Raw genomic sequence first — 24,297 nt, 5'->3', positions numbered from 1 at the left:
TTGGAAGTATTACCACTTTTACTCATAAAAAAACCGAAGGTCTACCGGACAAATAACGGAAAAAACCTTCGGTTTGGAAACATTGATTTTCTTTAAGGAACGTTATTCTCTTTTAAGATTCTTAAGACCTTTTTCTCTCAGAAAACAGACTTTATCAAAACATAAGTTGCCGGCTGCAAAGAAACTTGGAACTGAATAAAATAAGTAAACATGAGTTGATGGGATTCATTTTTCTCTAACTTTTTGAGAGTTACATCATTCTACTATCCCCGTCCCATCAACTTCCTTTTCCAAAGTTATCAAGCAATGAACGCACTTCATCTGTTGATTTTGTGCTCATCAATTGATTCCTTAATTCTCCAGCTCCACGGAATCCTTTGACATAAATTTTGAAAAAGCGATGAAGCCCTGTGATTGAACGTGGCAGTGCTTTCGCATATTGATCTTGAATATCAAGCTGCAGTCTTAAAAGATCAAGGTATTCTTTACTGCTATGCTCTTTTGGCTCTTTTTCAAAAGCAAAAGAATTTTTAAAAATTCCTCGCCCGATCATAACGTCATCAATACCATATTGTTCAGCAAGCTGCAGCCCAGTTTTTATTGATACCTTTGGATATCCATCTGGTTAGATAGATTCCACACCAGAATTTGTCAAATCAGATATAAAACGCGGAATAAATTGCTTATTCAAAGCAAGTTTATTTCCAAAAGTGTCACGAATTGCAAGTATTGAACCCCTCAAAAGAATAAAATGCCCTTTCTTTAATTAGGGAATTGAGTCTACAGGTCCTCACTATTGCAAAATTGGTGAATACTTTTTTATTACTTTCAAAACCATTGGTGCTTTGTTTGGTAGTTAGGATTAGGTCTTTAATTTATTTAGCAGTCCATGCCTGGCAATTGAAATCAAGTTATTAAAATATCAAACATTCCCTTGGGGCTTCCCAAGGAAATGTTTGATATATTTGTTGCTTATCTGGAGATTCCTTACGGAATCATGCTGTTCGCCAGGCATTCACTATGGATCTATGAAGCTTTCTTTAGTGGTGCAACTTCATTCTTACTACTATTTTTCTGGAAACCAATTAGATCGGAAATAGCTTTAAAAACTACATCTCCGGTAAGTTGTATTCTTTCAGGGCTTACATGCTCTATTTTATCCTCTAATGAGTGATAATAAGGCTCGATATTAGCTCCCCCAGGTGGTGTTCCAGGTTCCATCCAAATGAAAAGTGCTGAAGGTACCCCTTTCTCGTGGAATGGAACATGATCAGACCTACTCAACATATGAACAGGCAATAAATTTTTGTTAATATCTAGTTTTTCAGCAGCCTGATGTGTTGATTGCGTAACAAGATTCGTTTTCCCATCTACAGTATTAATAAAAAGTTGCGAGGCAGGTACCCAAGCCGTACCTGTCATATCCATCTGGAACTGAACTTTTGTTCTTTTAACTTCATCTTGTGACAAATTACCGATATGGTATTTCGAGCCGACAAATCCAAGTTCTTCGCCCCCAAATGCAGCGAATCGTAATTCCTTGTCGCCATTATAGTCCTTAAAGATCCTTGCCAACTCCATTAGTGTAGACGTTCCAGAGGCATTATCATTGGCCCCAGGCGCGAATGGAACACTGTCCAAATGTGAGCCAACGTAATATATTTCAGGATTTTCAACGCCTTTTGGTTTTTTTACAGCGATTACATTTACTGTTTTTTGATTCGTAAGCGTTTTAATTGAAAGTTGGACTTGCACATTTCCCTTGGAAAGTTGAGAAACAAATGCTTCCCCATCCTTCTTGGTAATTGTTCCAACCGGAATGTTAGGGCGTACGGTGCCTAGGGAGACAGTTGGAAGGGTAAAACGATCTTGGTTGTCATATATAAGGACACCTATCGCACCTGCAGCCATTGCGTTTTTCGCTTTGTCACCGGCAGTGATTCCCCCATTTTGTATTAAGGCGATTTTGCCACTCGCTGCCGAAGTGAAATCACCCGGTTGGCCTGTACCCGCAGAGTATAGATTTCCTGTGATCCCATCCCCAGTCGTTTGAGGAGCATTGCTAACGGCCTTCAATGGAATGATCTTGTTATTATCGGATAGTACCTTAAGCAGCAATTCTGTCCGATTGCTTCTTGGTGCTTCCTCGATAGTAGTTTCATAGCCGTAACTTTTCAACACACTTTCAATGTATTCAGCACCCGCTCTCTCTGCGGCGCTGCCGGCCTCCCTAGGCCCAATATCAACACTTAGATGTTTGATATGTTGCATAACATTATCAGAGTTAAATGGACCATTAATTTTTCCGATCGCGTATTGCGTGTACGTATTCAGAACATCAAACGCTATTCCGGAAATGGCCCCGTTGCTTTTCTGATTATCAAGCAGGCGTTTAAAACTCTCCATTTGCTTAAGGACCTTATCCGTCTGTCCTTGTTTTTGAAAAAGATTTACTCCGCTAAGGTGCATTTTTAAGGAACGGACCGTGATATCATCCCGAATATCCCCATCTTCTTTAAAATAATCAATTTGTTTTTCCATGTCCGCGAAAACATTTCCCGTATGTGGCATATCATTGAAAATTCGGTTACCCGCAGCCGTAGCATCCCCCATTAGGTTCGTACCAAGTAGAAATGCTATTATTATCGCTATGGAAAAAACTTTTTTCAACCCAAACCTTTTCATCATAATCCTCCCTCTATAAATGTTGTAGTACCAACGGTTTTAACCATTGGTATAGTGTCAAAAAAATATTTTTTGATAAAATCTCTTACATTTAGTCATCAGTGTGACTGCATTCCTTCGTTCGATCCAGTCATAAGGCAGAGGCTTTCGAAGCTCTCTTTGGGACTCAAGGACGAATGAAAAAATAGTGTCAGCTTCTCCTTGTCATCCTCTTGTCCAGCGATGTAGGGGCCTTATGCATAATAGCTTACCGCATACAACCACGCTGGTGGCGGGACAGTTCTCCAACTATCCCAGCCATTCTTTTATTTTTATTTCCTATGAATCTCATAAAATTGCGAAAATCGAGGAAATAGATATGCCCCAACACAACCGTACCCTTGTTCAAGTTTGATAGGGAAGTATCCAAATCGAAATAAGTAAGCTGCATTAACGTACCTTTTTTTAATCTTATAGGTCTCTGCCGGCGCCTTGTGTGGCATTAAAAGTCCATGTTAGATTGAGCTTATCCCCCTGGAATTGGTTTTGATTTTTCCCGTTATCAAGGAAATTGAACTTCACTACCAAATCATGTTCTTCGCCCGTCTTAAGAATGCCACCATCTAGAGCTTCGTTAAATATCTTTTCTGACACTGCTTTAGGGCTCATACCCTTTAGCTGATCCAATGTTGTTTTGTAAATGACTTCATTAAATTGGTCCATATTGTACAGAAATTCCACTTCAATATACTTGGCGAAATCCTCCGTGTTATCCCCTTTAGCATCAACCACGGTATACGCGGTATCCAACGTCACGTTCTTGATATCCAGTGTCCCTTCATTATGCAGTTCAAAGATACGCGTCATTGTGTCTCCAGGCGCGATGTTTTCGATATTGATGATTGTTGTCGGTTGAACTGACAAATCGAGCGTTCCCGCCGCAAACGTATTGTTCGTAACTTCACTGTCACTAAAGTATGCGTAAGTTCCCCCTCCAATTAAGGAAACCCCCATTATTCCCGCCATAATTCCCATACCTAACTTCTTTTTAAATCCCATGTTTACTCCTCCTAAAGCTTTTTCCCCTTTTCAGGGCTTTTATTTTTGAACGGCTATTAAGTTGTAGTTTTATAACCGATTCCAACTGGTTAAATAGGCTAAAAAAATTTTGTTCCTTCGTTTTCTTCTTTTCTACTAATTTCCCTTAGAGTCTGCCAAATGGTATAACCTGCAAGTCCAGTAACAACACCCCTGGTAGTGGAATTAGTAGTAAAGCCTTCCCACACGTGAGTTGGCAATCTAAAAAGTTTTTGAGTTTGTTACCCCCTATGCCGGGCGCCCCCGGCACAGAAGGTATATCCAAAACCGTGAATCTAATCTATTGCCAGACCATAATCATTGCATCGACATACGCTTTCAAACTGTTATAGGCTTTCTCAGAGATCACATTCGTATCTTTATCATGGTCCAATAGCACTTTAAGACCATTCAGATGTTTGACAACCTTATCCGCAGATTTAGTCTTTTCAAATTGGGCAAGGCCCGCCAATTGAAGTTTCAAAGCTTGTGCTGCTCCGGCTTTGAAGGCTCCCGCCTTGTCAAAGCTATCAATTACAGAACTTAGACCGGTTGCGCTTAAGCTGCTCGGCAAAACATTGGTATCAGTTGCGCTTTGCTTGGAGTCAGTCTCTGAAGTAGCCGTGAAAGTAAGGTTAGCCGGAGCTGTCTTGCCCTTCGGAATTTTCACGTATACCGGTACATCGACAGTTGCCCCCGGCTCCACGGCCAATACGTTGTGATCTAGTTGAACTGTCCAATCAGCACCAGCGGAAGCTTTGATACGAATGAGATCCTTTGCTGCGCCGGTATTAGTAACATTAAAATGATAGACTGCCACTTTGCCCTCTACAGCAGGTTGTACATTGTTAGCGCTTACATTTACCCCGCGCTTGTAGGCACCTGCGCCATCAGTGTTACGGATGGCAACCTGATAACGAAGTACGCCGTCAGCATCTCTGTAATTCCCTAAAGTATAGAAATGAAGTTTATTGTACGAATCTTCGTACTCACTGACAACTGTATCCTTGCCAATGGAACCATCGAATTTTCCACTGACCAATTTGGCCCCACTCCCAGCTTTGAATAAAGCATCAAGAGCTTGACGGGGGTCACCTTTGCCAACCATTGCTGTTGTACCGTCAGGTCTTGTAAAGTCCTTCAGACTTATATCTTCGGGATGTGAATCAACTACCCAAATGAACGGGGCACTTTCTGCATTTTTTGTTTTGGCAATCAATACACCGGAATCTGCTGCGAAGGAGTCCGCGCCAACGCGGTCTACCACTTCAATGGTGTAGTTATTGTACAGTGCTCTTGAAGGCATATCGTTACGCCAGTCACCAGTAAGGTAATTGGTTGGTGTTAAATCGTTCATGGCGATGTTGATACCGTGGAGCCCTGTTCGGCCAAATTTACTGCCAATTGGTACTTCTCGCGCGACAATATCCGCAAACACCGGTCCAGAATCTTTTAATGCATCACGGTTTAGCTGCAAGACTTCATCATTGGATAAAAATCCTTGTTTCATCTTATTTCGAAGTGTATGCGGTGCCGGTAAGGAAGAACCAAGGGTGGCCGGAATCATCCAGCGGGTGTGCGTTCCACCGGGACCATTGAATGACCCCCGGCTCATCGTTTCCCAATAACCCGAATAGGTTCGTGGGTCTAGTGCCGCATTATTGTAATTATCGCCAAGTCCTTTGAGATGGCCAAATTCGTGAGCAAATGTGGCCATGCCATCACTTTCGCCTTGAATAGAAACACGAATCGAATTGCCATTTATTCTTGCGCTAGATGCGGCAGACCAAATTGTTTTGGCTGCATACCAGGAAGTCCACGGCACATAACGGGTACTTGCCCAGTTTGGCATGTTTTCAAATCCAGGTAAATTCTTCGGCGGCCCAAATGCATCAGGCACCGCTTCTTTATTCAAAAACCTCATTTCGCCGAGTTCTTGCCAAACGGTTGATTCATCATAGCCAGCATGAACAATGAAGGCAAAGTCATAGTCTTTTCCAGATGCGGTTATGTCGGCTGTTGCTGCATTTACGCCATCAGTAAAAAGGTTTCCACCTGAATAATTCTTTGGCAGGTAACCGGCATTCATACTGTCAAGCCCATACTGAAATTCGTTTTTATCCAAGCGGTAGGGACCATAAGAATCAAGGCTTACGCCCCATTTTCCTTGTGAGTTCTCCTTCCAAAATCCATCAATTGACTGATAATTATTCATTGCACTTGGAACGTTCAAGAAATTTTTCCAAAACTCCCCAAGTTTCTCGCGGGGAATTGCGTCAATTTGCGGGTTACCGATGAGCTCCGAACCCTTAGGTTTGGTCAGGATAAAATCCTGATCTGGAAAGTCGACCAAAATCAAGGCCCCTCTAAGTTCTGTTTCCGGTTTAATATCCGTGGTATTCCAGTTAATACCCTGAACCTCTTTATAATCATTCCATGTCATATTATCTGGATTCACCCACGACTGGGGATCCACTGGGCCAGGCATTTTATCCAGCCCTGGATCCGCTGCAAAAGCGGATGTTGAAGTCATTGCAAGCAATATCGTGGTTGATAATGCGGCAATCTTAATTCTTAGTTTCAAAGTATTTCTCCTCCCCCTTGGAAAATAACCTACTTCCTATGTAGGCTTTTGTTTTCGAATTCCCCCTGATGATTACGTTATGTCGTCATTTCTATATCGTTATTAGCCCTTTTATCACCTCCTTTCACAGCTTAATGCCATACCTAGGTCTACCACCCCCTTTAAAGCCATATACCATACAGTTATAAAACAGACAGCACCTTCATGAAATCTATTATTTGGGTAATATTGAAAACTCCCAAATAAAAGAATCTTCTATTAGAATTTTCCTATATGTAAAAATATGATGATGTCTTTATAAAATATTTAATAGTCTTTTATACCCTATTGTTAATTCTAAGCATTATTTATTGAAAATTCCGTCAATCATTGACGTTTTAAAAATCTTTTCATTGACAAATCCCTTCATACAATTAGTTTAATGATCAGGAATCGACATATTTAACGGGTGCCTTTCAAAGTATTTGTCACTTGTTCATGGATTTCGACCTGTTCTACGGGGATATTTTTGGTATAGAAAAATACTTGCCGTTGCCCTTAATGATTAAACCAATGTAGGGTCTGACATTTTATGTCCTGGAATATTGTCATGCTATGGAATTGTTAGAGCAGTCGATGGATACTGGTTGTGAAATGGTCCATAATTTGGATCAAAGTTAATACTTCAGATATAAATGCTAGTCTAAGAATGTCCAAAAGTGGTTATCAAAAATGTAGAGTTGGAGAATTAAGGACAAAATTTTACGCGTGTTGATTATCAAAATTAGGCAGATTAATCCTAAATCATTTTAAAAAATGCCTCCTTGGATTTTTCTTAAAAGAGAATGGGTTACAGTTCGAAGCGATGTATCGCATCGTAATGAACCCACTCCCTTGTCCGGTTGAAAGTGGAATTAAGACACCACATAGCTTGGCCAATTTTCATCAAATCGTGATTAACATCATTAACTATGTAATTGGTGTAAAGTTCGGTGATAATCATACCAACTACGACTATTTTGTCATACTAACCAGTCAGTAATGACCAGACATTTTAGTGGAGCTTTGGTTGTTGAGGTTCTACATCCTTAAATACATCTTTAAATGCATCATCTTTAATCTCAATTTCTTTATTCAATTTGTTTAATATCTCCTGTACCGGTTTTGCCTCTTTTCCCAGCAGTGTTTCTCTGATTTGATCTTTCACCTTGCTTAATGTCGTTTCCTTTCTATCTGTTACCTTAATGATGTGATAACCAAACATTGTCTTAACCGGTTCGCTCACTTCATCTTTTTTCAATTTCATAGCCGCCGCAAGAAATGTCGGGTCCATTTCCTTGCTTCCCCCGGAAAGATAGCCCAAATCTCCGCCTTCTGCTCCAGTCACCTTATCCGTCGAATATTTTTTTGCCAATTCGGCAAAGTCAGTTCCTTTCTTTAGTTCCTGTTCAATCTCTTTAGCAGTTGACTCCTTATCTACGAGAATATGGCTGGTTCTTACCTCCGTGTATTGGTCTTTATTTTGTTCATAGTAATCTTTTATTTCTTTATCTGAGACTTTCACCCCATCTGTTGTTGCTTTAAAGAAATAAATAGTTTGTTTAATATAATCCTTTAGTTCATTTTCATTTTTAAAACCCTGTTTTTCTAGGAACATTTTAAATCCATCTTTATCGCCGGCCTCTTCCTTTATAAGGTCCAGCCGCTGCTTCACCTCTTTAGCAGATACCTCATATTTGCCCTTCAAAATTTGCATATAGACCAACTTCTGAATCAATTCTTTTCCCCGCTCGGAACTGATTACTTCTTTATATAAATCATCTTTTTCGATAGTTCCATAGTCCGTTTTAACAAGTACCTTGCTCCCTTCGCCTGAGGTCAAAGCCGAACAAGAAACAAGTAAAAATAACAATGATAAAATGGCTAAAACCATGATTATTTTCTTCAATTATCTTCACCCCTACTTTTGACATATTTCCAAAGTCATTGTCGCCAACTAAGCCTTAAAATGCCTTCGCTATTTTTGTTTAAAAACGTTTCTAAACCTTTTTTAATGAGGCGGGACAGTTTCTTTAACTGTCCCAGCCATTCTATTGTTTTTATTTCCTATGAGCCTCATAAACTTGCGGAAATTTGGGAAATAGATATGACCCAACGAAACCATACCCTAGTTTAAGTTCGATAGGGAAGTATCAAAATTGAAATAAGTAAGCTGCACTACCGTACCTTTTTTAATCTTATAGGTCTCTGCCGGCGCCTTGTGTGGCATTAAAAGTCCATGTTAGATTGAGCTTATCCCCCTGGAATTGGTTTTGATTTTTCCCGTTATCAAGGAAATTGAACTTCACTACCAAATCATGTTCTTCGCCCGTCTTAAGAATGCCACCATCTAGAGCTTCGTTAAATATCTTTTCTGACACTGCTTTAGGGCTCATACCCTTTAGCTGATCCAATGTTGTTTTGTAAATGATTTCATTAAATTGGTCCATATTGTACAGAAATTCCACTTCAATATACTTGGCGAAATCCTCTGTGTTATCCCCATTAGCATCATCCACGGTATACGCGGTATCCAACGTCACGTCCTTGATATCTAGTGTTCCGTTATTATGCAGTTCAAAGGTACGTGTCATCGAGTCTCCAGGAGCGATGTTTTCGATATTAATGATTGTTGTCGGTTGAACCGACAAGTCGAGTGTGCCCGCTGCAAACGTATTGTTCGTAACTTCACTGTCACTAAAGTATGCGTAAGTTCCCCCCCCAATTAAGGATACCCCCATTATTCCCGCCATAATTCCCATACCTAATTTCTTTTTGAAACCCATGTTTATTCCTCCTTAAGTTTTTTTCCCCTTTTTAGGGCTATTATTTTTATTGTTGTGATAAACAAAATGAACTACAGTACCGTTATTGCGTTACTGATCCCTTTTAGATTGTTACCCTTTGTGCCGGGAGGCCCCGGCACAGAGGTATATCCTGAACAGTAAATCTAACCTATTGCCAGATCTCAATCATTGCATCGGCATACGCTTTCAAACTGTTATACGCTTTATTAGTGATAACATTCGTATTTTTTTGTTGATCCAACAGCACTTTAAAACCATTCATATGTTTAATAACCTTATCCTTAGTTCCAGCCTTTTCAAATTGGGCAACGCCCGCCAATTGAGCCTTCAAAGCTTGTGCTGCTCCGGCTTTGAATGCTCCCGCTTTGTCAAAACTTTCAATAACAGAACTTAGACCGGTTGCCGTTAAGCTGCTCGGCAAAAGATTGGTCTCTGTACCGCTTTTCTTGGAGTCAGTCTCAGAAGTCGCCGTGAAAGTAATGTTAGCCGGAGCTGTCTTGCCCTTTGGAATGTTGACGTATACCGGAACATCGACGGTTTTACCAGGTTCCACAGCTATTACGTTGTGATCTAGTTGAACTGTCCAATCAGCACCTGCGGAAGCGTTCAATCGAAAAATATCCTTTGCTTCGCCGGTATTTGTCACATTATAATGGTAAACCGCCACTTTGCCAGGAACGGCAGGTTGTACGGCTCCATCGCTTACATTTACTCCGCGCTTAAAGCTGCCTGCACCATCTGTGTTACGGACTGCAACCTGATAATGAAGTGCACCTTCAGCATCTTTGTAATTTCCTAAAATGTAGAAATGAAGTTTATTGTACGGATCAACGTACTCACTGACAACAGTGTCATTGCCGATTGAACCATCGAATTTCCCACTGACCAAAGTTGACCCATTCCCTGAATGGAATAAAGCGTCGGCAAGCTGTCGCTCATCCCCTTTGGAAAACATAGCTGTTGTGCCATCAGGTCTTTTGAAATCAGGCAGATTAATATCTTCCGGATGTGAATCAACAACCCAAATGAACGGGGCACTTTCCGCATTTTTCGTTTTCGAAATCAATACACCTGAATCGGATTGGAAGGAGTCTGAACCGACACGATCCACCACTTCAATGGTGTAGTTATTGTACAATGCTTTTGAAGGCATATCGTTACGCCAGTCACCTGTAAGGTAATTGGTTGGTGTTAAATCTTTCATGCTGATGTTGATACCGTGAAGACCAGTGCGGCCAAATTTGCTTCCGACGGGCACCTCACGGGAGATAATATCCGCAAACAACGGCCCGGAGTCTTTTATATTATCACGGTCAATCTGAATGATTTCATCATTGGATAGGAATCCCTGTTTCAACTTATTTCGCAATGTATGTTCCGCCGGTGAAGACCCACCCTGGGTGGCAGGAATAAAATAACGCGTATGCGGGCCGCCTGGTCCATTGAAACTTCCGCTGGCCATTAATTCCCAATTCCCCGCATAAGACCGTACCGGAGGGTCACCAAATGGGTTGTTATAATTATCACCAAGAGTTTGTAGATGGCCGAATTCGTGGGCAAATGTAGCCAAACCATTACTTTCGCCTTGAATAGAAACACGAATCGATTTGCCGTTGATCTTTGCACTGGATGCTGCAGACCAAATCGTTTTGGCTGCAAAATAGGAAGTCCATGGTACATAACGAGTTTTTGCCCAGTTTGGCAAGGTTTCAAATCCAGGTAAATCCCTCGGAGGTCCAAATTCGTCAGGTATTGAATCAGGATTTAGAAACATCATTTCACCGAATTCCTGCCATACGGCTGATTCGGCATAACCCGCATGAAGAATGAACGCAAAGTCATATTCAACTCCAGATGCGTTAAGGTCGGCCATGGCCGCATTTATTCCATCCTGAAAAAGGTTTCCGCTTGGATAGTTCTTTGGCAATGTACCAGGGTTCATGCTGTCAAGTCCGTACTGAAATTCGTTTTTGCTCAATTGGTATGGACCAAAAGCATCAAGGGTAACACCCCATTTTCCGTAGGAGTTCTCCTTCCAAACACTATCCATCGTTTGATAGTTGTTTAGGGCGCTTGGCTTGGTGAGATAGTCCTTAAAAAACTCAGGAACTTCCTCTCGGGGAATAGATCCGACGCCTCTAGGGTTCCCGGCCGGATCGGAACCTTCGGGTTGGCTAAGGATAAACCCTTGATCAGGAAAATCTACTACTATCAATGCTCCCCTTATTGGCTTCTCAGCTTTGATATCCGAGGTGAGCCAGTTGATTCCCGGAATCGGTCTATAGTCATTCGCTGTCATATTATCTGAAAGCATCCATGACTGGGGATCCACATGTTCGGGCATTTTATCCAGCCCTGGATCCGCAGCAAAAGCGGATGTTGAAGACAACGCAAGCAATATCGTGGTTGATAATGCGGCAAACTTAATTCTCAATTTCAAAGTAATTTTCCTCCCTCTTGGAAAATAACCTACTTTTTATGTAGGTATTTGTTTTCGTACCCCCTGATAATTACGTTATGTCGTCATTTCTTTATCGTTATTAGCCCCTTTCCCGCCTCCTTTTACAGCTAAATGCCTTACCTGGGTTTATCACCCCCCTCAAAGCCAAAACCATATAGTCATAAATCGGTCAACACCTACAAAAAATGTCAACATCTTCATGAAATCTACTATTTTGGTAAGCTTGGCAATTTGCAAGTAAAAGAATCTTCTATTGGAATTTTCCAATGCGCATAAATATGATGATGTCTTTATAAAATATTTAATAGATTCTTTTAAACCTTAGTGTTAATTCTAAGCATTGATTAGTGGAAATTTTGTCAGTTTTCCGAATTATGGGAAAGTTTTAATTGACAAAACCCTACATACAACTTGTTTAATAGTTAGGAATCGACGTATTTAATGGTTACTTTTCAAAGTATTTGTCAATTTTTCATGGATTTTGACCTGTTTTGTAGAGAGATTTTTGGTATAAAAAAAACTTGTCGATGCCTTTAATGATCAAGTCCATGTAGAGCCTGACATTTTATGCCCCGAGATATTGGCATGCTATGGAATAGTTAGTGCAGAGTTGGAGGATTAAAGACATAATATTACCAAGGTGAATATAGTTCATTTGATGTCACTTTGATCATTGCCACTTTTTTTCATTCGACTGGGGCTATTATTAGCGTTTGCCTTTTGTTGATTGTTTTCGGAAACTGTTTCTTCGAATCTATCAGATTTTTCACTAGGGCTGCCCTAGAGCCTGGGCATGGGTAGTAATCGAAGATACGAACAGTGGGGATGTGGCAGATACCAAAAGCCCTCTTTTTAAATAACATGTCCCTTGTAGGTTCTTTATACAAATTTCCGCCCAATATCTTCCATACTCGAGGCGTTACTAATAAAAGTAGGGATCAAGTTGGTTCTGATAAAATTAATCGTTGTCTGCAATACCCATGAGGCGATTATTTCTAAAAGGGATTTTGAAGCTGTACAGCAACAATGATTAGTAGAAAACAAACTCTTCCCCAGGTAGAAAATCATCTATTTACAAATAATTCTTACCGCACAGATTGTGGCCGTGGTATGCTTTTTTAAAAGAATTGTCGAGGATATATTTGTGGAAATTACAATAAACATGGTATTAAAGCATGTAGTGATCATTTGATAAGAGAGGCTAACTTGATACGAATAATATCACTACTAAAATCGATTTGTTGAAGTCCTCTCTTGAAACAAAAGAAGATGACATAGCAATCATTTAGCTAAAACAACAGGCCGACGGATTCGCAAATTTCCAAGAACTAACACCAGATATGTTGAACCGCTTAATTGAAAGAATTGAAAGAATTGAAAGGATTGAAAGAATTGAAAGGATTGAAAGAATTGAAAGAATTGAGAGAATTGAAAGAAAAGCAGATGGATGTCCGAGAATCTTTTACAGATTCTTGGACCCATCTGCTAATTATTTTATTAATTTTATCAACGCACAGCACTCCACATGCGCCGTCTGCGGAAACATATCCACCGGCTGGATATACTTAACCTCATATTTCGAACTTAAGGTTTGAATGTCTTTTGCCAAAGTCGACGGGTTGCATGAGACATAGATGAGTTTCTCTGGTTTTACTTGCAGGATGGTTTGAAGTAGTTGACCGTCGAGGCCCGTCCTTGGTGGGTCGACAACTACAACATCTGGTTTCCAGCCCTTTTTGACCCATTTTGGCAGGATCTCCTCTGCCTTTCCAGGTACATATTTAGTATTGGTAAATCCGTGGCGCTTCGCATTTTTCTTGGCATCCTCAATTGATTCAGGGATTACGTCCATACCGCGGATTTCTGCTGCTTGATTGGCGAGCCATAACCCAATGGTTCCGACTCCACAGTAAGCATCGACCACTTTTTCGTTGCCAGTTAGGGCCGCCGCTTTTTTCACTTCGTTATAAAGCTTGATCGTTTGAACAGGATTTAACTGAAAAAAGGTTCTGGCGGATAGCTCGAATTGCAGGTCACCCAATGTTTCTTGAATAAATTCTTCGCCAGCGAGCGGAACTGTTTCCTCGCCAAAAATAAGCGATGTTTTTTGGCCATTAATATTTTGGACAACGGATTTCACATTTGGCAGCCGTTTTTGGATTTCTTCAATGATGATCTCCATTTTGGGGATCTCATTTTGTGATGTAATTAGCACAATTTGAAGTTCGCCTGTTTGCACCCCGACACGGGTAACAATCGTTCGGATGATTCCCTTTCGTGACTTTTCATTATAAATAGGGATTCTTAATTCTTCTAAAATTTGTTTTACTTTTGATGTCGCTTCATTGGTTTGCGAATGCTGTACCGCACATTGGTCGATGTCAATGAGTTGATGCGAATTAAGGCCATATAGACCTGCCAGCACTTTTCCGTCTTTTTGTCCAACTTGGAAACTGCTTTTATTACGGTAGCCCCATGGATCCTCCATGCCAATCGTTTCACGGATATCAAGCTTGTCGATTGCCAGCTTCGTATGGCGTTCTAGAGATTGAAGGATAATGTCACGTTTTTCTTTAAGCTGCTGGTCATAATGCAAATGCTGAAGCTGGCAGCCGCCGCATTGATCATAAACCGGGCACAGCGGCTGCACTCGGTGCGGGGATTTAATCCGAATCTTTTTGATTTTCGCTTCAGCAAATTTAGGGTTTATTTTTGTTGCCTCGACGACCACCTCTTCACCAGGGAGGGCACCTGGAACAAAGACAACTTGTTTTTTAAAATAGCCGACACCTTCACCGTTAATGCCAAGCCTTTTTATCGTTAGTGGGAATGTTTGATTTAGTTGGATTTTGATTCCTTGTTCTGTTTTCATTTTTTCACTCCAAATTTTTGGATAAAGCTTGAGTTCCAATTTTATTTTCCCCGTATTATAGCATGTATCACAAAGAAAAACCGAATTCCAGACGAAATTCGATTTAGGTAGATTTTGATTCTTGTTTGAAGAATTTCATGATCCAAACATACTGAACAACAATTACGATTACCATTCCGATGATAAAGAAGTGATAGGCCATTAAATCCGCGCTGAATTGAATAAAAATAATGCCAATAATATTGGCAGCTACAGCGACTAATAGCATAATAATTTTCCCCCTGCTTTTCCCTTTCGTTAGGAGAAGCAGAGTACAAATTATTGCTCCTATACCCAGAATAATGGTATATATTAGGATTAATTGAGGTGTAAAATAAGTCGATTCAAACTGTTGCTTTTTAAAAATTAAATAGCGGGCAACTCCCATTTTTTCAGCTGATAAATTTTCTAGGACAATGGCTAAGATGATTCCCGAAAATTGCAGCAATGTAAGCAATGGGTATAAGAAAAATGTTTTCATGGCTTTTATCATTAAATCATCACCTTTTTCAGAAGAAAAAGACAATACCATTCGTCGTATTGTCTCTCCCTTAAACATATCATTATTTCTTATTTGGTTCACCTTTTTCAACAGGATTGGACGTGTCCATACTCCATTCATTCCAACCGCCATCGTATAGTGTGATATTATTTACGCCTAAAACGTCGGCATAAAATAATACTTCCGCAGCTCTCCAGCCCGTTCCACAATAGAACGCCAGCTCTTTATCCATGTTAATTCCGTCTTTTTCCCACATACTCAAAATCTCTGAGCCGCTCCGCATTGTATTATCGATATTTCTGAAATCTTCAAGTTTACTAGAATCAGAGCCTGCATGTCCCCAAACAGACCCGGCAGGACGCCCTTTGGCCTCTATATAATCATAACCCGATATTTTTCCGGTATATTCTTCCCAACTTCTAATATCAACAAGTGTTCCATTATTTTTATTAGCTTGTATTGCTTTTGCTTCAGGCAAATCAATAATATATTCCGAATTAGCAGGAATGACCGTTCCAAATGCTGTAACTGATTTCTTAGTATTCACCTTTTTTTCCACCTGGTAACTGCCATTTTTCCAGGAGGTAAATCCTCCGTTTAACACCCTAACATCAGTAACACCCATATATTTCAAAATAACAGCTGTACGAAAAGCAGGCATGGAATCGGCGCCATATAGAACAACAGTTGTGTCCTTTGTGATTCCATTTCTTAAGGCGAACTTTTCAAGCTCTTTGTCTTTCAGACGATTCCATACTGGCCCTTCCTCTACCTCATCCGTATTAATATGGACGGCACCTGGAATATGGCCGTTTTTATAATCCTTGGCTTCATCTCCCCAGCTGACTTCAAAAATTTTATAAGGATTGCCGTAATTTTTATTGTTAATTAAATCATTGACCCAAGATGATGGCACAAGCATTTCGTAATTAGGATAGGCTTCTAATGCCAAGTCTTGGTTTTCTGCCCATTCTTTCACATCATATTTATACATATTTTTGAAACCTTTATCTTGTAAGTATTCAACAACGTTTTGAGCATCTTTTCCGTTTGCATCATAAAGAACAACGTTTTTGTCGGTGGTAATACCTTTACTTTTTAATACTTCTGTTAGTTTTTCATCTTGTTTATCCACTTTTACCTTTAGCCAGTCAGCGGAAAAATCAACGGCGTCTTTAATATGACCGCCCCTTTTAACCCCATCTAATGCCCAGCCGTTAAACGCATCATTTGCTCTTGTATCAACAATTACCCAGTCATCTTTTCCGATATTTGCTTTCAATTCGTCTGTCTTGATATTTTGGGTTACCACTGATGTTTCCTTTTTGTTCTTACCCGCCGTATTATTATTCGAACAGGCTGAGAGTACTAGAAGACTGCCCAACAAAAGCAATCGGATTGCCTTTCTGTTAACTACCATTTTGTATTCCTCCTATAAATTTGCATGTGTCCATGGCAGAAGTTTGTTTGGATAACTGTTTCATGTTTTTCACCATTAACTACAGTACAAATATTGATTCCTATTTCATTATAAATAAATGGTATTCTAAAATAAATTCATTCTATCTATTATATAAATGGTTAGGAATCGATTTTCTGATTAGTACTATGAGGGTGTTGGTAAGTGCCTGTAAACGACACGCAAAAAAGCCGAATTTCTGTTGAATTCGGCCTTTTTGCGTGTTATTTCTTCTTTGTTAAATCGTTAAGGCTTTTGAATTTGTAGCCTTTCTTTTTCAAATCTTGGATTGCTTTTTCAAGTGCATCTGCGTTGTCTTTCGAGACGGAGTGAAGCAACAACACGCAGCCAGGATGGATTTGTCTCATAATATTGTCGTATGAGTATTGCCACCCTCTTTGCTGGTTAATATTCCAGTCGACGAAAGCGAGTGACCAGAATACATGCGTAAAGCCCTCTTCTTTTGCAATTTGCATCGTTCTTTCGCTAAAAACCCCACGCGGCGGACGTAAATACTTCATTTTTTTTTGGCCCGTTAATTCTTTTGTTTTTAGTTTCACACTATTGAGCTCTTCGCGGACTCTTTCATCACTCACCGCTGTGAAATCGGGATGATGCCAGGAGTGGTTGCCAATAATATGCCCCTCTTTTACCATTTGTTTTACAAGTTCCGGTTGTGAATTTAAAAAATGCCCCGTCACAAAAAAGGTGGCAGGCACCTTTTCCTTTTTTAAGACCTCGAGAATTTTTGGGGTATAGCCATTTTCATAGCCGCTATCGAAGGTAAGGTATAGGGTCTTTGAGTTTGGATCTCCTTTGTAAAATGCTCCGTACTTTTCAAGAAGCTGATCATACTGCGCACCTGCATCTGCCGGCTGTTCATTTACCGCTTTTTTGAATCCCCAGTGGATCGGTTTATTGGGTACTGATGCGTATGTAACATTAGGTAATAGTAAAAGCAGCATACTAAGGATGCCTAAAAAAATTTTCATCCATGTTCCCCCTAGTTTATTTGTTACTATTGTTTGTTTTATGGGGGAAAAACATTATTGGCATATTAAGGAAATGCATTTGGATGATGGTAGATACGTCCTTTTTGGGAACCTGAATAGGGGTAGTTTAATTTATGTAAAAACGCAGTGGTCGTTCTAGAATTCGGCAAGTGAAGGAATTCCCGTATTTCACGATTGCTAAAGGTAGGCTTATTCAGCAGGAAATAATCGTTTATACCATTTATAAAGGCTTCTGTTGAGAACAAAAAGCATTTTGGACAAATCCATTTTGCTCTTTTATAATCCATAGGGATGTACAAACATCTAGGACATTGAACTCCGGTAATTTTTTCTTCTTTTGCAATTTGAAACATTTTTAAAATATCAATTCTTTGAGGAGTATGCTGTGATAATAAAAGGTTTATTACTTTGGTAACGCTTTTTTGACTTATCTTTTTTTCACTATATCTTTCCTCTAGTTCTTCGATTCTATTTAACAAATCAAATGCTTTAATGACTTTTTGGTCGGCTTCTTTGTAGCCCGTGCTAATAATTATTTCTGTAGAGGGTTTGCAAACTGTGACTAGATTTTCTATAGGTATAAAGGGGATATTATTTTTTTCAAATAAATTTCTGAGTTGAATTTTATGTCTGTTTACTTGCGCTACCGGATTTTCATAAATTTCTCTATTGCCTGCATACTCATGAATCAATTGATTTTTTTCGAATCGTAAAATTCCTGAATGATTTTTAGCATCCAAAATAAGAATTATTTTTCGGGAAAGAAGAAGGGCATCTATTTGAAAGAAGGCATTCCCTGTGGGGAGGCGAAGTCCGTGAAAAATATGATATTTGTGTTCAGGGATTTGTTCCAGATAATATTTTAAAGTTTTTTCTCCGTTATATCCCGATCTTAAAATTCGTATTTTTAATTTAATATCCCGCATACTCCGATGAGTTTCTGTTATCCTTCTTTCTAAGGCCTCAGCCTGTAGTAACAAAGTGGGGGGAGTAAGTTCCATTTCAAGCAAAATTCATTCCTCCTCTGTATTTTTAAGTATTATTTCAATAAAAATCATAATAATCCTACTCCTTTTACAAAAATATTTTGACAATATTATGTCTTTTTCTAAATTGGAGTGAAATTCCCTAAATATTTTTAGTTAACTACCTATTTTTGAATAATTACTACATATCTCCTGCAATTAACTACACCTTTTTCGACTATTTCAACATTTACTGGATAACAATTGAAAATCCACTACCACTCAGGGAATAACTACATCTTTCTAGCCAATTACTACATATCTCCGGCAATTAACTACACCTTTTTCGACTATTTCAACATTTACTGGATACTAATTGGAAAATCCATCACCACTCTGGGAATAACTACATCTTTTTAGCCAATTACTACATATCCCCGGCAATTAACTACACCTTTTTCGACTATTTCAACATTTACTGGATACTAATTGGAAAATCCACTACCACTCTCAAAATAACTACACTTTTTCCGAAACTTTCCTCACATTTACTGGTTATTACCTGAAGCTACTTCATTTCCTCTTAACCTTTAGGCATATAAAAAGGGCAGACGCCATTATCTCACGCCTACCCTTAATCATCCTATTTAAAAACCGGTTCCTTAAACTGCGCTAATTTTTCCAACGAAGATTTGTCTACGTCTGCGTGCAGGCTATTGCCATGTGAGTCCATTGTCACCACAGCTGTGAAGCCCTCGACACGAAGATGCCACATTGCTTCTGGGATACCGAATTGCATTAAATCAACGCCTTCGACCCCTTTAATGCAGTCCGCGTAATATTGAGCTGCCCCACCGATCGCGTTAAGATAAACGCCGCCATGCTCCTCCAATGCTGCCAACGTCTTAGGTCCCATGCCGCCTTTACCAATCACAGCGCGGATACCGAATTTCTTCATGATGTCACCTTGGTAAGGCTCTTCGCGAATACTTGTCGTTGGACCGGCAGCTTTAACATGCCACTCTCCTGCCTCGTCCTTTAACATCACCGGGCCGCAGTGATAGATTACCTGCCCATTTAAATCGACAGGTGCATCATGATCGCTTAAGTATTTATGAATCGCGTCACGGCCAGTATACATTAAGCCGTTGATTTGAACGACATCTCCGACCTTCAACGAACGAATTTTCTCTTCCGTAATTGGTGCCTCTAATGTAATTACGTCTTCAGACCTTGAAGCAGCCGTTTCTTTTTCAGCCTCATCAGCAGCAAAATCAATAAACTCACCATCTTGGTACATCCATTCATTGATTTCTCCACTAGCAGCGTCAACGCTTACACCTAAACGGCGGAATGCCCAGCAGTTGTACGCAACAGAAACATAGAAGCTGGCCGGAATACGGTTCATGACTCCGACTTTACAGCCAAGCAATGTTGCTTCACCGCCAAAGCCCATCGTGCCGATTCCTAATTTATTTGCATTTTCCATTACATACTCTTCCAACCGGCGAAGATCCTCATTTGGATTCACATCTTCAACGGACCGGAATAACTGTTCTTTCGCTAAATCGTAGCCGGATGAGCGGTCGCCGCCGATTCCGACACCGATAAAGCCGGCGCTGCAACCTTGTCCTTGTGCTTGATAAACGGAGTGCATGACACATTTGCGAATGCCATCAAGGTCGCGGCCGGCACGTCCTAGCCCTTCTAACTCGCATGGCAGGCTGTATTGAATATTTTTATTCTCACAACCGCCGCCTTTTAAAATCAAGCGGACATCAATGTAGTCTTTTTCCCATTGATCAAATTTAATAACCGGGACCCCTGCACCAAGGTTATCACCGCTGTTTTCTCCTGTTAACGAATTAACTGAATTTGGACGCAATTTCCCCTCTTTCGTGGCAAGCACGATTGCATTGCGAATGGCTTCTTTTAATTCTAATTGGTTTACACCAACCGGCGTTTTTATTTTAAAAGTAGGTAAGCCAGTATCCTGGCAGATTGGAGACACTTTGTCATCCGCCATTTTGATATTGTTTGTGATCGTATCAAGGCTCATCGCAGCACTAGTGCCGGCATTTTCCTTTTGCTTGGCAGCCAAAACTGCCCGGCGGACATCCTTTGGAAGTTTGGTAGAAGTTTCAACAACAAGCTTGTACATGCTTTCTTGAAATTTCGCGATATTCAATTCGAGTACCCCTTTCCCTTTGTTCCTCTAATTAATCTATTTTAATTTTACAACATTTTACACGGTTACATTATACTCCTACAGCCGCTAGAATTAAAGGATTTGCTTGAAAACGAATACATGGAATAAAAAGGGGATTTCCAGACCATAAAAAAGAGCCTGCTATTTAACAGACTCACTCACGTCACGATTATTAAATTCTCTGCATTTTGATTCCATATCATCAAGCATGGAAATTAAGCGGTCAATATCCTCAAGATCCGTATCTTCAGGATCAATGGCATCAAGCACATCGATGAACATATTTAAGCGTTGTTTTAAAAAGTCTACTTGTGAATTTTTATCATTAATCGGGATACCCAACAAATTTCTCTCCTTTCACTGTCTTTATCATCCTACCGAAATAATGGAACTGTGACAAATTTATTTTTCCATATGAATAAAAGACCCCTGCATGAGGAGTCCTAACGTAACAATAAATTTCCGGTGCTAGCACCAATGAAGACGCTCTTCTATCTTTTTCAAAAATTTACCGTGGCCGCTCTGAAGCAAGAAAACCAAAGGAAACAAAATCCTGAACTGGAATCCAGGCGCCGATTCCCTGTGATGTCACGTTCTTGATTACGATCAATTTTTTATTGCCTTTTAGCATTAAATAAACTTCACCGTAAGTCACTTTCCCTTTTTCGTTTACACCAGGTGCATAGGCATACAAGTAGCCTAAGCGATTTGCCGGGATGTTATAAATATGGTCGTTCTTCGTGCCTGAACCGATAATCGTTTCAAAAGAAAGCGGAAGCCGGGTCTTTTCCATTGATTTTAGAAGCATCATCTTTTTGACATCTTCCGCATTAGGGATTTTCGCTGTCAGACCGCCTCTAATAACTTTTTGCGACTCCTGAACATACTTAATTTGATAAGGTAACTTACCACCACGGTTATCAAAGTAATTCGTATTAATTTTTTGGAACTCCCAGTTCGGTGATGTCTCAGCGGACTCGTAATTCAACGGCCATTGGCCTAAGTAAACAATCGCCCGATAGCCAATGGCAAACGGGGTGCTGTTAATACTTGACTCATTCAGCATCCGAATTAAATCTGGGTTTTCAATTTTGACCTTCGAAGAGTTAATTAACTTCTTGGTTAGATCGCTTGGCTGCAATAATGGTAAGTCCTGTGTCGAATTCGGATAAGTATTCTCCTTCGAAATGTTCCGAACAGAGGATGGCACCTGATATTTTACTGAGCTTTTTTTCGCTGGTGCTTTTTCAGCGAAAGCGGGCGGAATAAAAGTAAGCATGAAAAGCAGTGGCATGAGGACAGAAACCATTTTTTTCACTAAGTTTAACTCCTTTCACTAATAGCATTTTTAAGTCTGCTACTAGTTTTTTCGGAGTTGATAAATATTATCCATTCCCCTTCAATATTTCGCTTGAAGCCGTTGCATTAATTTTTCAAAATGCGGAAAGAACAGTTGGATTGCTGGTCCTACCGTAAAGGTGATAATGAACGTTCCATAGGAAATTGGTCCCTTCAAAATGAATGCTGGGACTAAGGCCGTGATTTCACCAATCGTTTTTGCCATCATCAGGTTGACACCAAACCGCTCTCTGATCGCCAACATAAAATTATCAATTGGACTTTGCGGAAATTTTGCCTGCAAATAAATCGCGGCTCCTAATCCAACGATGATGATGCCCAGCAATAACATACAAACCTTAGCTATTAAGTGGTCGACATTAAATAATTCGAACACAGTAAACAGCCAAAAATCGACTAAAGAACCGATAATGATAATAGTAAGGAGCGAGAGTAAATCCGGTCTCCTTTTGACTAAAAGGGAGTTGATGATAACTAATAAGGCACCATCAATCATAACCCATTTTCCAACCGATAAGCCTACCTTTTCAGTTAGCGCGACATTAAGGGCATCCCACGCCCCGACACCAATATCGGCTACTTTAATGGTCATGCAAACCCCAAATGTCATAATGGTTAAACCGATAATAAAAAATAATAACCGGATAAAAAATTTCATCTGTTGCTCCTCTGATATTGGTAAAAAGTAATGAAAGTGTAATAATCTGAACATTTACAAAATTCCATTTACCATTTATAATATAAGTAACCTTTCAAAAAGGAGGGCTGTAATCAATCGGCTAACCATTTATTTCAATTCCTTAAGGAGGTTGGGAATCTCGTTTAATATGACATTCAACACTCGTGTTTTCCTTGTTCTGAACTAAACATGAAAGTTGGTGATGGATGGTCCTATAGAGAAGCGATTGATTTTTTCCCCTAATAAAATGTGCTGTTTCATTATAGCACAACAATTGCAATTTAACGTACATTGTAAAAATTGAAAAAAGTTAAAAAAAGAGACTCTAAGCCGCTCGGCTCAGAGTCTTTATTTTTTGAAAACATGGTGCCTGACACCTAAAGTAAGAAAAACCCAATTCCCATTATCACATAGGCAGCTAGCAGTGTTAGGCCTTCGAACCAATTGGATTCGCCGTCGTTGGAGATGATGACCATTAGGAGGACGGATGATACCATGGCGATTAGTTCCTGCCAGCTAAACAAGAGCGGCATTGATTGCTCAAAGAAAAGCGATATGAGGACAAGCACGGGTAATACGAACATTGCTACCTGGAGGGTAGAGCCAATCGCGATTTCAACCGCTACATCCATTTTATTCTTGTAGGCCATTAATACTGCGGATGCGTGTTCCGCTGCATTTCCCACGATGGCGACAATAATCACTCCGATAAACAGCTCTGTCCAGCCAAAAGATTCTGCTACATACTCAAACGTATGAACCAAATGCTCCGATATGTAGGCAACAGCAATTGTGGCAATGAAGAGCACAGCGATGGCCTTCCCTTTCCCCCATTCCGGTACTTCCTCTTCATGTTCCTCCGTTTCCCCGCTCGGCTGATAGACACCGCGGTGGGTAACAAGTTTAAAGAACAAGGCAGCCAGATAAAGAACAATAAGAATAACCGAAATCCCAATACTTAATGAAATCGTTTTTGTTTCGTTCATATTCATTGAAAAAACTTCTGGAATAACGAAAGCAATCATCACCGCAAAAATGAGCAGTCCCGAATTATGACGGGCATCAAAGACATTAAATTCCTGGCGCTTAAATTTTAGTCCGCCAATAAAAAATGAAAGTCCAGCAACAAGAAGTAAATTTCCTAATACCGAACCAGTTAATGAGGCAAGAACAATTCCAACAAGTCCTGCTTTAAGCGAAAAGATAGAAATAATCAGTTCCACTGCATTTCCGAAGGTTGCATTTAGCAGCCCACCGATTCGCGGACCAGCCACAATGGCAAGACTCTCGGTTGCTCTGCCCATAAAGCTTGATAACGCAATAATTGTGAGACAGTAAATGATAAATAGAATCATACTCGGCCATTGCATTAGTGTCCCAATCACGGAAACTGGAACTCCAATGAGAGTCAGTAGCATGAAGATTTTGTTCGTCATCGCGTTCCCTCCACATATTATTTTTTCTTCTATCTATGTTATTTCCCTTTACCCCGATATTTACCTAGAAAAACTTATGATTAATAAGGCAACTTTTTTCTTGCAAATGCAGAATATTCTCGTTACCATCATTTAGAACTATATTTTTGAAGG

General features: G+C 40.0%; 17 protein-coding genes and 1 pseudogene. 1 reads left to right on the top strand and 17 read right to left on the bottom strand.

Features of this window, described 5'->3' with window-relative positions; translation table 11 throughout:
* Positions 1-277 precede the first annotated feature (277 nt).
* The 4 genes and pseudogenes from BANVL01_RS07730 to BANVL01_RS07715 form a co-directional block, all read right to left on the bottom strand.
* Positions 278-598, bottom strand: a pseudogene (locus tag BANVL01_RS07730) (tRNA-dihydrouridine synthase); the annotation flags it as partial.
* A gap of 428 nt (positions 599-1,026) precedes the next feature.
* Complete coding sequence (locus BANVL01_RS07725; protein ID WP_066083679.1) at positions 1,027-2,685, bottom strand: M28 family peptidase; 1,659 nt, start codon at positions 2,683-2,685, stop codon at positions 1,027-1,029.
* 450 nt (positions 2,686-3,135) lie between these two features.
* Positions 3,136-3,723 (bottom strand): CalY family protein, encoded by a 588-nt coding sequence (locus BANVL01_RS07720; RefSeq protein ID WP_066083676.1) that lies wholly within the window; start codon positions 3,721-3,723, stop codon positions 3,136-3,138.
* A 319-nt stretch (positions 3,724-4,042) separates the two neighbouring features.
* Entirely contained in the window at positions 4,043-6,325 is a 2,283-nt protein-coding gene (locus tag BANVL01_RS07715) for a M6 family metalloprotease domain-containing protein (RefSeq protein ID WP_066083675.1), read from the bottom strand.
* A gap of 844 nt (positions 6,326-7,169) precedes the next feature.
* Here BANVL01_RS07715 and BANVL01_RS27685 point away from each other — a divergent pair.
* Positions 7,170-7,346 carry a hypothetical protein gene (locus BANVL01_RS27685; protein WP_156487426.1) on the top strand — a complete coding sequence of 59 codons (177 nt, stop codon included), beginning with the start codon at positions 7,170-7,172 and terminating at the stop codon, positions 7,344-7,346.
* Between the two features lie 12 nt (positions 7,347-7,358).
* Here BANVL01_RS27685 and BANVL01_RS07710 read toward each other — a convergent pair whose 3' ends face one another.
* The 13 genes from BANVL01_RS07710 to cax all read right to left on the bottom strand — a co-directional run bounded on the left by BANVL01_RS07710 (position 7,359) and on the right by cax (position 24,144).
* Positions 7,359-8,252 carry a peptidylprolyl isomerase gene (locus BANVL01_RS07710; protein ID WP_066083673.1) on the bottom strand — a complete coding sequence of 298 codons (894 nt, stop codon included), beginning with the start codon at positions 8,250-8,252 and terminating at the stop codon, positions 7,359-7,361.
* Between the two features lie 289 nt (positions 8,253-8,541).
* On the bottom strand, positions 8,542-9,129 hold the full coding sequence (locus BANVL01_RS07705) for a TasA family protein (protein WP_066147769.1): 588 nt from the start codon (positions 9,127-9,129) through the stop codon (positions 8,542-8,544).
* 169 nt (positions 9,130-9,298) lie between these two features.
* Positions 9,299-11,590, bottom strand: a complete 2,292-nt coding sequence (locus BANVL01_RS07700; protein WP_066083668.1) for an FIMAH domain-containing protein — start codon at positions 11,588-11,590, stop codon at positions 9,299-9,301.
* 1,510 nt (positions 11,591-13,100) lie between these two features.
* The gene (gene rlmD / locus BANVL01_RS07695) at positions 13,101-14,483 is read right to left on the bottom strand and encodes a 23S rRNA (uracil(1939)-C(5))-methyltransferase RlmD (RefSeq protein WP_066096187.1); all 1,383 of its coding nucleotides are present in this window, start codon (positions 14,481-14,483) and stop codon (positions 13,101-13,103) included.
* Positions 14,484-14,586: 103 nt separating this feature from the next.
* A complete protein-coding gene (locus tag BANVL01_RS07690) occupies positions 14,587-15,015 on the bottom strand; it encodes a hypothetical protein (protein WP_156482212.1) in 429 nt (142 codons plus the stop codon).
* A gap of 70 nt (positions 15,016-15,085) precedes the next feature.
* Complete coding sequence (locus BANVL01_RS07685; protein ID WP_066083664.1) at positions 15,086-16,444, bottom strand: sulfurtransferase; 1,359 nt, start codon at positions 16,442-16,444, stop codon at positions 15,086-15,088.
* A gap of 263 nt (positions 16,445-16,707) precedes the next feature.
* Positions 16,708-17,475, bottom strand: a complete 768-nt coding sequence (gene pdaA, locus BANVL01_RS07680; RefSeq protein ID WP_066083663.1) for a delta-lactam-biosynthetic de-N-acetylase — start codon at positions 17,473-17,475, stop codon at positions 16,708-16,710.
* Between the two features lie 65 nt (positions 17,476-17,540).
* Complete coding sequence (locus BANVL01_RS07675; RefSeq protein WP_235845507.1) at positions 17,541-18,497, bottom strand: nuclease-related domain-containing protein; 957 nt, start codon at positions 18,495-18,497, stop codon at positions 17,541-17,543.
* A gap of 607 nt (positions 18,498-19,104) precedes the next feature.
* Positions 19,105-20,649, bottom strand: a complete 1,545-nt coding sequence (locus tag BANVL01_RS07670; protein ID WP_066083659.1) for a fumarate hydratase — start codon at positions 20,647-20,649, stop codon at positions 19,105-19,107.
* Positions 20,650-20,811: 162 nt separating this feature from the next.
* Entirely contained in the window at positions 20,812-21,012 is a 201-nt protein-coding gene (locus BANVL01_RS07665; RefSeq protein WP_066083657.1) for an SE1561 family protein, read from the bottom strand.
* 166 nt (positions 21,013-21,178) lie between these two features.
* Entirely contained in the window at positions 21,179-21,979 is an 801-nt protein-coding gene (locus BANVL01_RS07660) for a YfkD famly protein (protein ID WP_425311860.1), read from the bottom strand.
* 90 nt (positions 21,980-22,069) lie between these two features.
* Entirely contained in the window at positions 22,070-22,687 is a 618-nt protein-coding gene (locus BANVL01_RS07655; RefSeq protein WP_066083653.1) for a YczE/YyaS/YitT family protein, read from the bottom strand.
* A 398-nt stretch (positions 22,688-23,085) separates the two neighbouring features.
* On the bottom strand, positions 23,086-24,144 hold the full coding sequence (cax, locus tag BANVL01_RS07650; RefSeq protein ID WP_066083650.1) for a calcium/proton exchanger: 1,059 nt from the start codon (positions 24,142-24,144) through the stop codon (positions 23,086-23,088).
* Between the last annotated feature and the right edge of the window lie 153 nt (positions 24,145-24,297).

The organism is Neobacillus novalis NBRC 102450 (genome assembly GCF_001591805.1).
Taxonomy (GTDB): domain Bacteria; phylum Bacillota; class Bacilli; order Bacillales; family Cytobacillaceae; genus Neobacillus; species Neobacillus novalis.
This window is presented reverse-complemented; position numbering and strand designations above follow the sequence as displayed.

Coding starts and splice junctions, on each gene's coding strand:
- BANVL01_RS07725 (WP_066083679.1), bottom strand. CDS start 2,685: ATGAAAAGGTTTGGGTTGAAAAAAGTTTTTTCCATAGCGATAATAATA.
- BANVL01_RS07720 (WP_066083676.1), bottom strand. CDS start 3,723: ATGGGATTTAAAAAGAAGTTAGGTATGGGAATTATGGCGGGAATAATG.
- BANVL01_RS27685 (WP_156487426.1), top strand. CDS start 7,170: ATGTATCGCATCGTAATGAACCCACTCCCTTGTCCGGTTGAAAGTGGA.
- BANVL01_RS07705 (WP_066147769.1), bottom strand. CDS start 9,129: ATGGGTTTCAAAAAGAAATTAGGTATGGGAATTATGGCGGGAATAATG.
- rlmD (WP_066096187.1), bottom strand. CDS start 14,483: ATGAAAACAGAACAAGGAATCAAAATCCAACTAAATCAAACATTCCCA.
- BANVL01_RS07690 (WP_156482212.1), bottom strand. CDS start 15,015: ATGATAAAAGCCATGAAAACATTTTTCTTATACCCATTGCTTACATTG.
- BANVL01_RS07685 (WP_066083664.1), bottom strand. CDS start 16,444: ATGGTAGTTAACAGAAAGGCAATCCGATTGCTTTTGTTGGGCAGTCTT.
- pdaA (WP_066083663.1), bottom strand. CDS start 17,475: ATGAAAATTTTTTTAGGCATCCTTAGTATGCTGCTTTTACTATTACCT.
- BANVL01_RS07675 (WP_235845507.1), bottom strand. CDS start 18,497: ATGGAACTTACTCCCCCCACTTTGTTACTACAGGCTGAGGCCTTAGAA.
- BANVL01_RS07660 (WP_425311860.1), bottom strand. CDS start 21,979: ATGGTTTCTGTCCTCATGCCACTGCTTTTCATGCTTACTTTTATTCCG.
- BANVL01_RS07655 (WP_066083653.1), bottom strand. CDS start 22,687: ATGAAATTTTTTATCCGGTTATTATTTTTTATTATCGGTTTAACCATT.
- cax (WP_066083650.1), bottom strand. CDS start 24,144: ATGACGAACAAAATCTTCATGCTACTGACTCTCATTGGAGTTCCAGTT.